The 16095-nt window shown below is 38.7% G+C and carries 14 protein-coding genes, 2 pseudogenes and 1 other annotated feature; of the genes and pseudogenes, 9 read left to right on the forward strand and 7 right to left on the reverse strand.

The features are described from left to right. Positions 1-6 precede the first annotated feature (6 nt). Entirely contained in the window at positions 7-1104 is a 1098-nt protein-coding gene (gene gcvT / locus G7057_RS00945; protein ID WP_166160616.1) for a glycine cleavage system aminomethyltransferase GcvT, read from the reverse strand. A gap of 275 nt (positions 1105-1379) precedes the next feature. Here gcvT and G7057_RS00950 point away from each other — a divergent pair, with 275 nt between their 5' ends. Then, positions 1380-4811, forward strand: coding sequence for a pyruvate carboxylase (locus G7057_RS00950; RefSeq protein ID WP_166160617.1), 3432 nt, complete (start codon positions 1380-1382; stop codon positions 4809-4811). Between the two features lie 65 nt (positions 4812-4876). Further along, a complete protein-coding gene (locus G7057_RS00955; RefSeq protein WP_227004614.1) occupies positions 4877-5293 on the forward strand; it encodes an acyl-CoA thioesterase in 417 nt (138 codons plus the stop codon). A 34-nt stretch (positions 5294-5327) separates the two neighbouring features. Here G7057_RS00955 and G7057_RS00960 read toward each other — a convergent pair whose 3' ends face one another. The 5 genes from G7057_RS00960 to recQ form a co-directional block, all read right to left on the reverse strand. After that, the gene (locus G7057_RS00960; protein WP_166160619.1) at positions 5328-5942 is read right to left on the reverse strand and encodes an NUDIX hydrolase; all 615 of its coding nucleotides are present in this window, start codon (positions 5940-5942) and stop codon (positions 5328-5330) included. Between the two features lie 48 nt (positions 5943-5990). Then, positions 5991-6152, reverse strand: a complete 162-nt coding sequence (locus tag G7057_RS00965; RefSeq protein ID WP_166160620.1) for a hypothetical protein — start codon at positions 6150-6152, stop codon at positions 5991-5993. Between the two features lie 46 nt (positions 6153-6198). Next, positions 6199-6360 carry a tocopherol cyclase family protein gene (locus tag G7057_RS11965; RefSeq protein WP_405002623.1) on the reverse strand — a complete coding sequence of 54 codons (162 nt, stop codon included), beginning with the start codon at positions 6358-6360 and terminating at the stop codon, positions 6199-6201. Positions 6361-6823: 463 nt separating this feature from the next. Further along, positions 6824-8407 carry a hypothetical protein gene (locus tag G7057_RS00975; RefSeq protein ID WP_166160622.1) on the reverse strand — a complete coding sequence of 528 codons (1584 nt, stop codon included), beginning with the start codon at positions 8405-8407 and terminating at the stop codon, positions 6824-6826. 123 nt (positions 8408-8530) lie between these two features. Then, a complete protein-coding gene (gene recQ / locus G7057_RS00980; protein WP_166160623.1) occupies positions 8531-10354 on the reverse strand; it encodes a DNA helicase RecQ in 1824 nt (607 codons plus the stop codon). A 93-nt stretch (positions 10355-10447) separates the two neighbouring features. Between recQ and G7057_RS00985 the strand changes: the two genes are divergently transcribed. The 6 genes and pseudogenes from G7057_RS00985 to G7057_RS01010 all read left to right on the forward strand — a co-directional run bounded on the left by G7057_RS00985 (position 10448) and on the right by G7057_RS01010 (position 12907). Next, positions 10448-11014: a DUF1697 domain-containing protein gene (locus tag G7057_RS00985; protein ID WP_166160624.1), complete on the forward strand. Its 567-nt coding sequence runs from the start codon at positions 10448-10450 to the stop codon at positions 11012-11014. 20 nt (positions 11015-11034) lie between these two features. Further along, the gene (locus G7057_RS00990; RefSeq protein ID WP_166160625.1) at positions 11035-11397 is read left to right on the forward strand and encodes a thioesterase family protein; all 363 of its coding nucleotides are present in this window, start codon (positions 11035-11037) and stop codon (positions 11395-11397) included. 65 nt (positions 11398-11462) lie between these two features. Then, the gene (locus G7057_RS00995; RefSeq protein WP_166160626.1) at positions 11463-11741 is read left to right on the forward strand and encodes a hypothetical protein; all 279 of its coding nucleotides are present in this window, start codon (positions 11463-11465) and stop codon (positions 11739-11741) included. A 99-nt stretch (positions 11742-11840) separates the two neighbouring features. Then, positions 11841-12023 (forward strand): annotated as a pseudogene (locus G7057_RS01000) (winged helix-turn-helix domain-containing protein); the annotation flags it as partial. Next, a pseudogene (locus G7057_RS01005) lies at positions 11996-12349 on the forward strand (ATP-binding cassette domain-containing protein); the annotation flags it as partial. The pseudogenes G7057_RS01000 and G7057_RS01005, both read left to right, overlap by 28 nt. A gap of 72 nt (positions 12350-12421) precedes the next feature. Next, on the forward strand, positions 12422-12907 hold the full coding sequence (locus G7057_RS01010; protein WP_166160627.1) for a nucleoside deaminase: 486 nt from the start codon (positions 12422-12424) through the stop codon (positions 12905-12907). Between the two features lie 15 nt (positions 12908-12922). On the opposite strand, the gene G7057_RS01015 is transcribed toward G7057_RS01010, so the two are convergent. Beyond that, positions 12923-14113 (reverse strand): M20 family metallopeptidase, encoded by a 1191-nt coding sequence (locus G7057_RS01015; protein WP_166160628.1) that lies wholly within the window; start codon positions 14111-14113, stop codon positions 12923-12925. 67 nt (positions 14114-14180) lie between these two features. After that, positions 14181-14414 (reverse strand) — a binding site (T-box leader). Positions 14415-14839: 425 nt separating this feature from the next. Here G7057_RS01015 and G7057_RS01020 point away from each other — a divergent pair. Beyond that, positions 14840-15988, forward strand: a complete 1149-nt coding sequence (locus G7057_RS01020) for a cobalamin-independent methionine synthase II family protein (RefSeq protein ID WP_166160629.1) — start codon at positions 14840-14842, stop codon at positions 15986-15988. Positions 15989-16095: the final 107 nt, after the last annotated feature.

Genomic DNA, 16095 nt, shown 5'->3' on the forward strand with positions numbered 1-16095 from the left:
TGTTTGTTAATTTAGAAATGTTTTACTCGTTACTTTAGCTGCCACAGTTTTATTTCTAATTTCAATTAGAATATCTGTTCCAATTTCACTATGATCACTTTGTATTAAAGCCATACCAATCCCTTTTTTCAAAGTTGGTGACTGTGTACCGGATGTCACTTCTCCAATCGGATGACCATCCTGATTCAATACGGTGTAACCATGACGAGGAATGCCACGTTCTGAAACTTCAAAGCCAACTACTTTATGAGTTGTGCCTTCTTCTCTTTGTTGTCGTAAAGCTGATTGACCAATAAAAGCTGCTGCTTTTTTGGTTTTAACAGCAAATCCTACTCCAGCCATAATCGGCGAAATATCTTCTGATAATTCTTGCCCATATAAAGGCAATCCTGCTTCGAGTCTTAGGGTATCTCGTGCACCTAACCCACAAGCTAATCCGCCAACAGCTTCACTGGCTTTTAGTATTTCTTCCCATACGGCAGTTGTGTCTTCCGCAGGCAAGTAAAGTTCAAACCCATCTTCCCCCGTATAACCTGTTCTTGATATAAATGATAAGCGGTAATCCGCAATACGTGCATCTTCAATAAAACGATGACGGCCTATCTCTGACAAAGGTTGGTCTGTTAATGACTGGAGCGCACTTTCTGCTAAAGGTCCTTGTACAGCAATCAGACCAATTGCAGCTGTTTTATTTTCAATCTGCGCATCCTTGGTTAGATAGCTTCCCATCCATGTCCACACGCGATCGGCGTTAGATGCATTTGGCACCACCACAAATTTTTCTTGATTAAAGCGATAAATCATCACATCATCAATGGCACCGCCATTTTCTTGACAAATAATATTATATTGCACTGACCCATCAGTCATCTTACTCACGTTATTAGTGACTAAATGATTCAAATAGGCTTCTGCTCCACTACCGCTTACCTCAATTTCCCCCATATGAGAACAATCAAATAATCCTAATCGCTCTCTTACAGCCTCATGTTCCTTAATGATACCAGTAAACTGAATAGGCATTGCCCATCCACCGAAATCAACAAGTTTCACCTGATTTTTTTGATAATAATCAAAAAGGGGCGTTTGTTTTAGCTCAGTCATTTCTTCCTCCTCCCATCTGCTTCTCAGCAAATAAAGTCTTTATTCTATTGTGATTTACTCTATTTTAGCATATTCTATTAATGAAGGACTAGACGCTATGTATCAAAAAAGAGATTTACTTCTCCATTTCATACACATTTTCTATTGTAGGACAAATTGTTTCATAGTAAAATAGTAAAATAACATTTTCTTAAATTTATGATTAGATTTCAATTAAAATCATTTTTCTGTTAAAATGGATAAATATCAAAATTATTATGGTAAGAGGTGGAACTGTGAAAAAAGTATTAGTAGCTAACCGTGGTGAAATTGCCATCCGTATTTTTAGAGCATTAAGCGAGTTGGACATTTCAACAGTTGGTGTATATGCACAAGAAGATGCTGGTGCTGTTCACCGCTTTAAAGCTGATGAAGCGTATCTTGTTGGAGAAGGCAAGAAACCAATTGAAGCCTATTTAGACATTGAAGGACTTATTAAAATCGCAAAAGACTCCGGTGCAGAAGCCATTCATCCTGGCTATGGATTCCTATCTGAAAACATTGACTTTGCACGCCGTTGTCAAGAAGAAGGTATTATTTTCATCGGTCCTAAATTAGAACACTTAGATATTTTTGGAGACAAAATTAAGGCAAAAAAAGCTGCTGTAGCTGCGGGTATTCAAGCGATTCCTGGTTCTGACGGCCCTGTCTCATCAGTTGATGATGTCGTGGCATTTGGAAACGAGCATGGCTATCCAATTATTATAAAGGCCGCACTTGGTGGTGGTGGACGTGGTATGCGTGTCGCTCATTCCGATGAAGAAGCAATTGAAGGCTTTAACCGTGCTAAAAGTGAAGCTCTATCATCATTTGGTAGTGATGAAATTTATGTTGAAAAATACATCAGTAATCCGAAACATATTGAGGTTCAAATTTTAGGGGACTTACATGGCAATGTCGTTCACCTTTATGAACGTGACTGTTCAGTTCAACGCCGCCACCAAAAAGTGGTTGAAGTTGCGCCTTGTATCAATATGTCAGACGACCTACGTAATGAGATTTGTGAGTCTGCTTTACAATTAATGCAGCATGTTGGCTATGTGAATGCTGGAACTGTTGAGTTTCTCGTTGAGGGAGATAAATTCTACTTCATTGAAGTTAACCCACGTGTTCAAGTTGAGCATACTATTACAGAATTAATTACAGGCATTGATATTGTTCAAGCCCAAATTCAAATTGCCCAAGGACTTGATATCCATAAAGATATTCAAATTCCTGAGCAAGCTAATATTCCATTGATTGGTGCAGCTATTCAGTGTCGTATTACAACAGAAGATCCATTGAATAACTTCTTCCCTGACACTGGGAAAATTAATACCTACCGTTCTCCAGGTGGTTTCGGAATCCGTCTCGACTCGGGTAATGGTTTCCAAGGTACAGTTGTCACACCTTTCTTCGACTCATTGCTCGTTAAGGCTTGTGTACATTCCTTGAACTTCCAGCAAGCGATCAAAAAAATGGACCGTGCGCTGACAGAATTCCGTATTCGTGGCGTTAAAACGAATATGCCATTTTTAAGAAATGTGATTCGTCACCCTGAATTTATTTCAGGCGATGCGAAAACAACTTTTATCGATTCAACACCTGACTTGTTTGTTTTCCCGAAAACATTGAATCGTGGGAATAAAACACTGTCTTATATTTCTAATATTACTGTCAATGGCTTCCCTGGTATTCCTCGTGGCGAAAAGAAATTCTATGAAACACCACGTTTACCAGAAAATATTCAACTACCTGAGAAAAAAATCATTACAGCTAAAACGATATTAGATGAAAAAGGCGCCGATGCCGTAAGTAAATGGGTATTAGAACAAGAAAATGTCTTACTAACTGATACGACTTTCCGTGATGCTCATCAAAGTTTACTAGCTACGCGTATTCGGACAAACGATTTATTAACTATCGCAGAATCAACACAAGCAGGAATCCCACAATTGTTCTCTAACGAGATGTGGGGAGGCGCAACCTTTGACGTGGCCTATCGCTTCCTAAACGAAGACCCTTGGGAACGTTTAGCCCGTTTACGTCAATTAATGCCGAATACTCTCTTCCAAATGTTGTTCCGTGGATCAAATGCTGTTGGTTATCAAAACTATCCTGATAATGGCATTGAAGCCTTTATTCAAGCAGCAGCTAAAAATGGCATCGATGTTTTCCGTATTTTTGATAGTTTAAACTGGACGAAACAAATGGAGAAAAGTATCCAATTTGTTCGTGATACGGGTAAGATTGCTGAAACGGCTATCTGTTATACAGGTGATATCAACGATCCAACTGAAACAAAATATACTGTTGACTACTACAAAAATATGGCGAAAGAATTGGAAAGTTTAGGTGCCCATATTATTGCTATTAAAGATATGGCTGGTTTATTAAAACCACAAGCAGCTTATCGCTTAGTATCAGAGCTGAAAGAAACAATTTCCTTACCAATTCATTTACATACTCACGATACAAGTGGCAATGGTATTTATACATTGGCTGCTGCAACACGTGCTGGCGTTGATATTGTCGATGTTGCACAAAGCGCGATGAGTGGCACAACTAGTCAACCTTCGATGAGTAGTTTCTACTATGCACTTGAAGGAACAGAACGTGCGCCTGAATTAAATATTAATAATGTTCAACAAATTAACCGCTATTGGGAAGATACACGTAAATACTACGATATTTTCGAAGCGGGTATCCATACAACGTCAACAGAAGTGTATAACCATCAAATGCCTGGTGGTCAATATACTAACTTGCAACAACAAGCAAAAGCTGTTGGTTTAGAAGACCAGTGGGATACAGTAAAAGAACGTTATTCTGTGGTTAATGAAATGTTTGGTGACATCGTTAAAGTAACACCTTCTTCAAAAGTAGTCGGCGATATGGCCCTATTTATGGTTCAAAATGACTTATCTGAAGAAGATGTCTATGAAAAAGGGCTTGAGATTGACTTCCCTGCTTCAGTTGTCAGCTTCTTCAAAGGTGACTTAGGTCAACCAGAAGGTGGCTTCCCTGAAAAACTTCAAGCAATTATCTTGAAAGATGAAGCACCGTTAACTGACCGACCTGGTAGTCTGCGTGAGCCAATTGATTTTGATGCACTTAAAAAAGAATTGGCTGATAAAATATCATGGGAACCGAGCGATGAAGACGTCCTTTCTTACTTAATGTATCCAGAAGTATTCCTTGGCTACGCACAAACTCATGACGCTTATGGTGATATTACAAAACTTGATACACCAACTTTCTTCCACGGCATGCGCTCTGGTGAGCAGATTGAAGTAACCATTGAAAAAGGTAAAACCTTAATTGTCAAACTCAACCAAGTTGGTGAGCCTGACGCTGAAGGTAAACGTGTCGTTTACTTTGAATTGAATGGTCAAGGACGTGAAGTCTTAGTGAAAGATGCAAGTATTACATCAACAAAAGCCATTCGTAAAAAAGCTGAGCCAACGAACAAACAACACGTTGCCGCAACTATGCCAGGGTCTGTTCTGGAATTCTTAGTTAAAAAAGGCGATCGTGTCCGCAAGGGTGACCCTTTAGTTATCACTGAAGCAATGAAGATGGAAACAACGATTCGTTCTTCTGCTAATGGTGTCGCTGATCAGTTCTACGTTATCGAAGGTGATCAAATTGATGCTGGCGATTTATTAATTGAGATTGCTAAAAAATAGCAAAATTGGGTTCACTCATTTAAAATGAGATGAGCCCGATTTTTTTATTGAAGGAGTTTTGCCTGTTGAATAAGCATTTTTATGAACATAAAACCCAATATTATGAGACTGACCAAATGAGAATTATCCACCACTCGAACTATATTCGTTGGTTTGAAGAAGCCCGCATTGACTTTATGGATCAAATGGGAATGAGCTACGACCAAATGGAAAAAATGGGAGTTATCATCCCTGTTCTTTCTGTTTCAGCTGACTATAAATCCATGGTTCGTTTTGGCGAAACAGTTATTATTCAAACAACTATTAGCTCGTATAACGGTGTGAAGCTGGCTTTGGATTATCAGGTTACTGATAAAGAAACAGGTGATTTGCGAACAATGGGTTCAAGCCTACATTGCTTCCTAAATGAAGCTGGACGTCCTGTTTCATTAAAACGAAGAGCGCCAGTCATTCATCAACTCTTTTTAGATGCTAGTAAGTAAAAATAAAACCAAGTAATCGAGTCAGTTTGCTCAATTACTTGGTTTTATTTTCTTCTAATATTTCTACAAAATGATCTGTTAAATTCGCGGTAAAGCCCCACAATGAATGCCCATTCAAATCATAGAACGGAATCAGATGTTGGCCAGTTTTAAATTGATAATTTTTCCCATTTGGAATACGGTCAAAAGGAAAATCTTCTGGATGATTTAATTGATAATCGGACACATAATAGGTTGGACGATTTTCTAAAAAATAGGATAGAGGAATCGTAAAAATGCTAGCAACTTCAGCTTTACTAAACTGAATTGAGTCAAATGGCTTATCAATGACACCTACAAAACAATGGATGACTGCAAACTCACTAACAATGTAGTCAATTTCTCCCAATACACGAATATCTGATTGTTCAACATTCAATTCTTCCATGGTTTCACGAACAGCTGCTTCTTCGAAACTCTCATTGGCTTCAACTGCCCCACCTGGAAATGAAGTTTCACCCGGTTGGGAAATACGTGTCCCTCTCACTTCATATAAAATATGCCATTCACCCTCTCGTTGAATCAAGGGTAACATAACTGAGAAAAAACGTTGTTTGCCTAATGGCTGACACGGACGATTTTTTAATAAGTCTTCTATTTGATCTAACATGCTGCACCTCCTCTGTTAAGAGTATTATAGCAAATAAAAAGAGATATTTCAAATTCGAAACATCTTCTGCAGTCGCATAAATAAAGGCATCTTCTTTCTCTTAATCACTCGATCTGCTTCTGTTGATTGATGATGGGACAATACTTCAAAATTTAGGACGCTTTCTGAGACACGCCAATACGACTGATTTTCAATTTCTGATTGATTCAATCCTACTATTCCTTTCAAGATTCGTCGACTAATTCAATACCTGCCATTATTCCCTTATCTTCAATCGTCTGTAAGGGATATGGGCATAAGAAAAAAATAAACTGCGTTGGTTATCATTGAAATGGTTGCTCTGAATCCAAATATAGTTTTTTGGAAAACTCCGACCCCAATCCTTTTCGATATAGCCCTTTCCAGTTGATGTCATCATCTTCTAAGTGAACTGAAATGAGACTTTCGCTAAATAAATTATCCGCAATTTTAACGACGAATGGGTCTTTTTGATAAACAAAATCATCTAAAGAAAAGCGACTATAGCCTGTTTTAGTGATTGATTTCCCTTCATTATTTTTTGAAACAAAAATGTATTGTATAAAGCTATGAGAATCCTCTTTTGTCACACTCATCCCCACTATTAAGCTGAGTGCCGTTTGTTGATTAGAGCTAACTTGTTTATAGTACCAGCCTTCAAAGTAAGGGCTTTTATTTTTATCTCCTTGGAAAGGCAAAAGATTCTTTCTCCACATGTCTGATACGCCACCTTCTTCGTTTCTCTTTTCTTCACTATGATGGACATCCGCCTTTATTGTCAAATAATAAGCCATAGTTCCTTCTTGAGTCTCCAAAATAAAAATAAGCGTCTCGGATTATTGTCCGAGACGCTTATTTAGCAGTTATTCTGTTAATTGAATACTTCTTACGTTTGTTTGTTCTACTTCTAAGATAACCCTATCCCCTGCTTTTATAAAAGGCAATTGGTTATAGAGACTAACTTTAGCGGCATAAACCAGATCAAGATTATTATCTAGTGTAAAATAATAATGAGTTTCACCATTGATGACGACAGCTTCAATGGCACTGATCTCACCAGTAACTTCTTCTGTTACAACAATCTCATCGTCATCTGCTTCGTCAGTAATCGTAACAGTCTCGCCGTTATAAGCATTCCAAGCTAGTTGTAAGCTATTACCGACTCCAACGCGTTGGTAATTCAAGGCATCAACAAAGGCATAGAGTTTAATTAAACCAGCTGAATCTTTTAGTGACAACTGGTAAACCGGCTTGCCATTCATATTAAAGAGTAACGGGAAGGTACTTTGATATTCTTTTTCCTGAACAGATCCTTCCGCACTCTCCATCGCACTCCATTCAGTTGCGGTAGAGATATTATAACGATAGGATTCTTTTGTACGTGAATTAACTAGTAAAAAGCCAATGTTTGACTCATCAGAAGCAACAGACGTTATGCCCGTATAAAGATATAAGTCATCATTCATCACTAAGTAATTATAACCCTCAGCATTTTGAATAACGCCGCGCTTAGTAATGACACTATTCCAATATCCGCTTTGGTATTGGCCGTTATAGTTGATTTGATCCATAATTAATTCAGCTGGGAAGACACGGTCTACCCATTCCGGAATAGCTGCTAAATCATATTTTTCAATATCACCGGTTGCGGCATCCACGACAAAGGCACCTACAACATCTTTAGGGCCAAAGAAACTAAATTGGCGCTCAACAATCGGTGCAATGTAGTAAGGATGGCCTGTTTCATCCACCTCAAAAGCTGGTTTCTCAAATAAAGTTGTCGGGTATCTTAAAAAGATATGACGGCTAATATCATCATTCAACAAACCAGAATGAGAATAACGAATGGTTTCATCTAAATCAACTAAGTCAGCCTCGCCTGTTACCATGTTAACTGAGACATAGTGTGGAATACCGTCACTACGGTTGCTAAACCAACGCCAAGCATTCACATACTCCAATGGCGACACACGAACTGATTCGCCCTGATAGGAAATCTGTGTAAATTCGTCAGCAACATTAAATTGAGACACCAAATCCAACACTTCACCGATCTTACGGCTTCCCAATCGTTCTGCCATATCACGGTCAATGGTTGGAATTTGGTTGGGGTTATTAATACTAACATCTTCTTCAAAATTTCCTTCTTCATGAGTGATTAAACCAGCATAATCTTTCGATCTAAAAATCGGCAAGCCAATCACACTTCCCACTAACAATGCTAAAACGCCCAATGCCATTAGTACGCCATTTATCCGAATAACACCGACACTCGTTTTAGGGTTTAGCGTATAAGCAAGGAATGCACTAATAGCAAAATAAATGAATAAGTTAATCCAAAATTCTAAAGATTGAAACGTTAATGGTGTTAGAGAAAAATACCAATAAATGATAAAACCAATCAATGGAACACCATAAGCTAAAGCCGTTGTTTGCCACTTTTTCATTAATTTTTCCACCTCTTTCTATAAAAATTATAACATAGTTCATTGTGCCAACGTTATTTTTATAAGAAAAGCGGACAAGTCCGCCTTGGCCTATGAAAAAAAGAGACCTAGCGGCCTCTCCTCTTAGTCGTTATTTCGTTGTCGTTCCTTTTCAACATCTAGCTGGTTGTCTTCGATAAAATCAGAGATGGTTGTCATAAAAGCTTCCCCATAATCTTCCAATTTACTCTGCCCGACTCCATGCGTATCTAAAAATTCTTCCTCTGTTAGAGGGAGTTTAGCTGCCATATCAATTAGTGAGCGGTCAGTAAAAACAATAAAAGGTGGTTTGCCAATTTCACTCGCTATTTCAGAACGTAAGTGGCGTAATTCGTCGAATAAAGATTCATTATAATCCTGAACATCTGCCCGATCTTTTTTAACTTTTTTGGGACTCTCTTCCACTACTTTTCGTGTCATTAATAAGGTCGTTTCCGATTTTAATAATTGGTTACTTTTTGCTGTGAGTGTGAGAATGGGATACTGATTGCCTGATAGCGCAAGGTATCCTTCACTGATGAGCAATGATATAATGTCTTTAATCATATCATCTTTATAATCAGACATAATTCCGTAAGTAGACAACTGAGTAAAATGCATACTTCTAATACGCTCGTTGTTTTTCCCTCTTAAAACGTCCGTTACCATCCCTGTTCCAAAACGTTGATTCATGCGGTAAATACAGGATAGGATTTTTTGGCTCTCGACCGTCACATCCATGGTTTCCGTTTCACCATTGCAATTCGAACATTGATCGCAAGCTTCCCAACTTGGCTCTTCATCAAAATAATTTAAAATATATCGTCTTAAACATTTACCCGTTTTACAATATGAAATGATGCGGTTCATTTTTTCTTTTGCGTGGGGTTGATTTCCCTGCTCAATTAAGAACGTATTCGTAATAATATCCTGACTCGAATAAAGGAGAACAGCCTCAGAAGGTGCACCGTCTCGTCCGGCACGTCCTGCTTCTTGGTAGTAACTCTCCATATCTAGTGGCATATTATAGTGAATGACTTTACGGACATTTGATTTATCAATTCCCATTCCAAAGGCATTTGTCGCGACCATAATTGATTTGCGGTCATAAATAAAATCATCTTGGTTTTTATTCCGTTCTTCTGCTGGAATACCCGCATGGTAATAGGTAACTGAGAATCCTTTTTTAGCCAAGCTATGGTAAACAGTCTCCACATTTTTCCGAGTATTACAATAAATAACGGCCGACTCCGAATCACTCACATATTTTAACAAGTCAGCTGATTTCTTCTTAGTCGGAATAACCGAAAAATACAGATTTGGTCGATCAAAACTGGCAACATATTCGTGCGGTTGCTTTAGCATTAACTGGCGCTTGATGTCTTCTTTTACTGTCGTTGTCGCTGTAGCCGTAAAAGCCGCAAATGGTACAGGGTAGTCCATACTATCTCTTAAGCGAGGGATATTTTGATAGCTCGGTCTAAAATCTTGACCCCACTGCGAAATACAGTGCGCTTCGTCAACTGCAATCAAGTTAATCTGCATGTTTGAAATGGTCGCCATAAAATGATCACTATCTAATCGCTCAGGAGCAATGTAAAGTAAGTCATAATAACCAAACATAGCTTTATCCATCGTATCTAAATAAGTATGTTTGTCCATTTGACTGTTAATATAGCCTGCTCGTACACCTATGGCTTGTAGGCTGTCCACTTGATCCTTCATCAATGAAATGAGGGGCGAAACAACGAGCGCTGTCCCCTGCATACAAATGGCAGGAATCTGATAACACAAAGATTTCCCGCCGCCTGTTGGCATGATGGCTAGAACATCTTCGCCATTCATAATAGCTTCAATTATATTTTCTTGCCCTGGTCGGAAAGAATCAAAACCATAATGTCTTTCTAACACGTTTTGTATTGTTTTCATTCGTTCCCTCCATGATTTTCTACTTATCTAGTATACATGAAAAACAAAAAATTTCACTGATCCTCGTCTGATTAAAATAAAAGGAGTGAGTTTATGGCATCTTATGTGGTTTTACTGCGTGGTATCAATGTTGGTGGCAAGAATAAGATTCTGATGGCAGACTTAAAAAAGCTATTGGTTGAAGACGGATTTGAAGCCGTTCAATCCTACATTCAAAGTGGAAACTTGATTATCCAATCGTCCTTATCAGCTGAAACGATTAGCCAGCGAATCGAAAATTTGCTACCGATTCACTTCAATCTCGATCGCTCACTGATTCGAGTACTAGTCATTCCTAGCCAAACCTACCAACAGATAATTGCTGCAGCACCAACAGATTTTGGACAAGACCCACTGTTCCGCTATGATGTTATTTTTTTAATGGGTGTCTCTATCAAAGAGGCCCTGTTGCAAGTCGAATTAAAAGACGGTGTGGATGAATGTTGGCCTTTTGAATCCGTCATTTTCTTTAAACGACCCGGTCCACAACACACTGATTACACTAAAAGTGCACTCTCTAAACTGGTTAAAAAGCCCATTTACCAGTCCATGACCATCCGTAATTGGAAAACAGCCACTCGCCTTCTCTTCCTCCTTGAAGAACATATTATGCTAGAATAAAGAAAAAAGGAGTGAGTATGTTGCATCAATCCATTTCAAAAAGATTTGAAGTCACGAGCGACCATTCTGCAGCTAGCGTTGGCTCAGGTGGTTTAGACGTTTTATCTACGCCATCATTAATTGCTTTTATGGAACAAACTGCTTACCAATTCATACAAGCTGATTTGCCTGATACAGAAACAACTGTTGGCTATGAAATAATGACTAAGCACCTAGCACCTTCTCTCATCGGACAAGCCGTTACAATTCATTGTCAGCTCGTTGAACAAAACAATAATCGCTATAGCTTTCAACTAGAAGCTTATGTAGCAGATCAAAAAATTGCGACAGCTAGCCATAAGAGAGCACGTGTTGTCATTGACCAATTTTTAAATAAGCGTTAATAGCTTATAGCGACACTTGTTTTGTGATAAAATGAACATAACCAAACTAGAGAGGATGAATGAGTATGACACAATCGATTTTAACTATTTGCCGTTATGAAACAACCATTGCACCAGGCGCCTACTTTCACTTAAAAACAGACTGGTTTGAAAGTGACCAAGAAATTAAAACCATTATTATTGATCAAGACCATGTCTTTTCTAAATTATTATCTCTCTATCCAAATGAATTCGTTATGTACCTTGAACAAGACCCCAATGGTAGTATTTATCGGACTAACTTCCCATTGTTTATTCAGGAAGGTAACGATTATTATGAAGTGGATTGGCAAGCAATGGTTTAATCAAACGCTCGTTTGACAGGTTCTTACTTGTCAAACGGGTTTTTTTATAGACTAGGGGATTATAAGTTCAGCCATCAATGTCTAGCTCCCAAGTCCTGACCTAGTAAAATTTTTACACGCATCCAATTAATGGATGACATTTGGAGTGTTGATTCAAATACTGGTTGGGAAACCGTCACCGTTCATATCGGACGGCTGCGTAAACGTTTTGAAGATTGGCCAGAATTTGAGCTAGAATCTGTACGTGGATTAGGTTATCGAAAGGATACGATACGGTTTTAAATGATCAAGTCTCCCTTTCAGAAGGACAAAAACAACAGATTACCATTGCACGTGCAATGATTGCAGATAAACCAATGTTGATTTTGGATGAAGCGACAAGTTCTGTTGATACGCGTACAGAAGTTAAAATCCAAGAAGCAATGGACCAATTAATGGTTGGCCGTACACCATTCATTATTGCCCACCGTTTATCTACTATTAAAAATGCCGATTTAATTTTAGTTATGAAAGACGGCGATATAATCGAAAGTGGTACACACGATGACTTGTTAGAACAAGGCCAGTTTTATGCTGACTTATACAACAGTCAATTCGAAGTTGCTTAATTAGATGAACCATCCTGCTTAAGGATGGTTCTTTTTTGCTATAATGAAGACAATATAAGGAGGCTAGATTCTATGATTAGTGAACAAGACAGATATTACTTAAAACGGGCAATTTCTTTAGCTAAAGAAGCCTTAGTAGTCGGTGATGAACCCTTTGGCTCTCTCCTGGTTTCTGAAGAAGGCGAGATTTTATTTGAAGATCATAATCATGTGTCTGGTGGCGACCACACCCAGCATCCTGAATTTGCCATTGCGCGTTGGGCAGCTAACCACCTATCCGCTGATGAACGGAAAAAAGCAACGGTTTACACTTCCGGTGAACACTGCCCCATGTGTGCCGCCGCTCATGGCTGGGTAGGCTTAGGGCGTATCGTTTATGCTTCTTCATCTTCGCAGTTAGCAGATTGGTTAGCTGAAATGGGTCTATCTCCCTCTCCTGTCAAAAATTTAGCTATTCAAGATGTTATTCGCCATGCTCATGTTGATGGACCCGATCCAGAATTAGCGCAAGTTGTTAAAGAGCTTCATGTAGAAAGACATAAAAATGGGCTAGCTTAGCGCTAACCCATTTTTTTAATCTTGATTTTTAACGTTTTCTGCGTGTTCTTCTTTAATAGCTTGTAATAAATCTGCATCCACAATCAAGTCATATGCGGTTTGAGCTAATACTTTTGCGCCTAGTGCAATCGAATCAAGTCCTTTTTCACTTCTAGATGCTGCTTTAAACTCAATACTATGACCAGCGATATAGCTATCTGAGATGCTAATATGAGGTTGGATTGTTGGTACAACTTGGCTAATATTCCCAACATCCGTTGAACCACCACCCTTTGCAGGGATTTCTTGAGTAATTTCTTCGCCATAAGCTAGCAAATGTTTTTCGTAGATCGCATCAAAGCTTGGCGTTAATACCGTATTATCGACACTATTTTGGAATAATCCAAATTTATAAGTTGCCCCTGTAGAAAGTGCTGCAGCTTTAACGATGTTTTCAAATTTTTCATAAACATCATTTAAAGTTGGACGACTAGCTGCTCTTAAATAGAACCGAGCGCTGGCATAGTCAGGCACCACATTCGCTGCATCGCCACCATGTGTAATCACACCGTGGATACGCACATCATCGGTTAAGTGTTGACGTAAGGCATTTACCGCATTGTAAACAAAAATAACAGCATCCAAAGCATTAATTCCTTTTTCAGGCGCTGCAGAAGCATGAGACGAACGTCCGAAAAATTCAACATCTACAGGATCATTCGCTAAAGATGGGCCTGTTAAACCATGGCCAAAACCAGGGTGAACACATAAAGCAGCGTCAACGTCATTTAAAAAGCCTTCTCTGACGAAACTACCTTTTGCACTACCATTCTCGCCACCCTCTTCACCAGGTGTCCCATAAACGCGAATTTCGCCACCAATCTCCTCAATCACACTCTTTAAAGCAACAGCAGCTAGAGAAGACGTTGTTCCAAAAATATTATGCCCACATGCATGTCCAATCCCTGGCAAGGCATCGTATTCTGCTAAGAACGCAATCGTTGGACCTGGTTTACTGCTCTTATAACGTGCATCAAATCCTGTTCTGTGACCTGCAACATCCACTTCAACTTCAAAGCCTTCTGCTTTTAATTTGTCTGATAATGTTTCGCAAGCAAAGAATTCATAATTACTCACTTCTGGTTTATCATGAATCGCCAAAGCGATTTCCTTATAAGTATTTAAACGCCCATCTACTTCTTGTTCAATTGTTTTAGCATGTGTCATTATATTTTCTCCCCTTTTATCTTGATATACAAAAAAAACCGTCCCCTTGCAATACACACTCGTACTGCAAAGGGACGGATTAAGTTCCGTGTTACCACCCTAATTCGTATCAGCCTCATGACTAATACCTCACTAGCTCCTATTGAAGCTCGGCAATATATCGGTTGCGACCGTTCAAAAAGCGTTAACCTTTTGAATACTCAGAGTTCATCTTCACTTGCGTCTTCAATCCCCTTTTTCACCTAACCGGGGTCTCTACTGATTAAAGCTGACAAGCTACTCTTCTCTTCATCGTTTCAATAAAATTAAATTTCAATTAGATATAAATGAGATTATAGGGTATCATTTTGAACTTGTCAACTGACTTTTTCTTTTTTCTTTAAAAACAAGGTAATCATCAACCATCATACTAATTAATGCCGCCACTGGTACCGAAATGATTGATAATAACTCCCGCATGATTAAATAATTGATAAATCAACAAGCCTCCACTAATCATTAACAACCATTCCGTTACTCGTTTCATGATTTGCCCTCCTTTCAACCTTTAAGCAATAGTCAATTTATCATACGATTTTTCTGTTTTAGAAACAAAAATCATCAGATTTCATTTTTTATGAATCATGTTATAGCTTAAAACTATTACTCCTCCCATTTTTAAAGTATTACCTATTTCTAGAAAGTGCTGATAGAATGACGTCATCACATTAAACGGAGGAATAACACATGACAACATCAAGATTTCAACTAGTAGGTTCCCTACTTCGCCCACAAGACTTATTGGATTACAAAACAAAAATTGAACATCGTGACGGCATTCAATATCCTTTCTATGACGCCTTCCCTGGATATAAAGAGACAGAGCAAGCTGCCATTGAAAAAATCATTGCAGATCAAGCAAAACACGATGTGGATGTGTTAACCGATGGCGAGCATGGTCGATCAATGTGGCATTTGGATTTCCTATGGGGGTTAGATGGTATTGAGCGTTACATCTCTAATAAGGGTTATACGTTTGAAGATTTAGATGGCGGTAACTTTGAAACACGTAAAGACATCGGTATTCGCATCAACGCACCTTTATCAGGTAAAAACCATCATTTTATTACTCTTTTCAACACCCTAAAAGAACAAGCTGGCGATAAACAAACCAAAATTACTGTTTGGGGTGCCGCACACGCTTTTACAGAACTAACGGTCTTTAACGACTCGTTCGGAGAAGACCACGTTTATAAAACAAAAGAAGACCTACGCGCAGGCTTAATTAATGCTTACAAGGAATTCCTAGATGACTACAAGGCTGCCGGCGGAGAGATTGTCCAATTTGATGACTGTTTATGGGAGTTATTTGCTGAGGACAATGATAAGAGCTTCTTTACTCAAGGTAACGATGCCTTAGAGAGCTTAGCAGATGAATTTATTGCCATTAATAACGAAGTGGCTGATTATGGCCATGAATTAGGCTTAAAAGTATGGACTCACAACTGTCGTGGTAACTACCAAAGCCGTCATGCTTCAAATGGGACATACAAGGCAATTGCTGAAAAATTCCTAGGTGAGCAACATTATGACCGCTTCTTCTTAGAGTGGGACGATGAGCGTGCAGGTGATATTTCTGCATTGGAAGTCTTAAAAGACAAGCCAAATGTAGAAGTTGTTCTTGGTTTACTATCAAGTAAAACAACATCATTAGATGACGAGAAACGTGTCTACGACCTATTAGATAAAGCTGCTACCATTCTTCCAAAAGAGCGACTCTTCTTATCTCATCAATGCGGTTTTGCATCATGTGACTGTGGAAACGAGCTATCTGAAGACCAACAATGGGCTAAAATTAAACAAGGACAAAAAATAGCTGCTAGCTATTGGGCATAATACAAGAGGGCTGGGGATTTTCTCCAGCCCTTTTTGTCGCGATGTCAGATACAGCCTAAAAAATAGCAACTGGATCTTACATTCAAGGTAAACGTATGCGATACAGC

It is taken from the genome of Jeotgalibaca arthritidis (genome assembly GCF_011100465.1).
Classification (GTDB): domain Bacteria; phylum Bacillota; class Bacilli; order Lactobacillales; family Aerococcaceae; genus Jeotgalibaca; species Jeotgalibaca arthritidis.

Excerpts from the sequence above, each read along its gene's own strand:
- G7057_RS00975 (WP_166160622.1), bottom strand. The coding sequence starts at position 8,407 with ATGAAAAAGTGGCAAACAACGGCTTTAGCTTATGGTGTTCCATTGATT.
- G7057_RS00960 (WP_166160619.1), bottom strand. The coding sequence starts at position 5,942 with ATGTTAGATCAAATAGAAGACTTATTAAAAAATCGTCCGTGTCAGCCA.
- G7057_RS11965 (WP_405002623.1), bottom strand. The coding sequence starts at position 6,360 with ATGATGACATCAACTGGAAAGGGCTATATCGAAAAGGATTGGGGTCGG.
- G7057_RS01015 (WP_166160628.1), bottom strand. The coding sequence starts at position 14,113 with ATGACACATGCTAAAACAATTGAACAAGAAGTAGATGGGCGTTTAAAT.
- G7057_RS00985 (WP_166160624.1), top strand. The coding sequence starts at position 10,448 with ATGGCATCTTATGTGGTTTTACTGCGTGGTATCAATGTTGGTGGCAAG.
- recQ (WP_166160623.1), bottom strand. The coding sequence starts at position 10,354 with ATGAAAACAATACAAAACGTGTTAGAAAGACATTATGGTTTTGATTCT.
- G7057_RS00995 (WP_166160626.1), top strand. The coding sequence starts at position 11,463 with ATGACACAATCGATTTTAACTATTTGCCGTTATGAAACAACCATTGCA.
- gcvT (WP_166160616.1), bottom strand. The coding sequence starts at position 1,104 with ATGACTGAGCTAAAACAAACGCCCCTTTTTGATTATTATCAAAAAAAT.
- G7057_RS01020 (WP_166160629.1), top strand. The coding sequence starts at position 14,840 with ATGACAACATCAAGATTTCAACTAGTAGGTTCCCTACTTCGCCCACAA.
- G7057_RS01010 (WP_166160627.1), top strand. The coding sequence starts at position 12,422 with ATGATTAGTGAACAAGACAGATATTACTTAAAACGGGCAATTTCTTTA.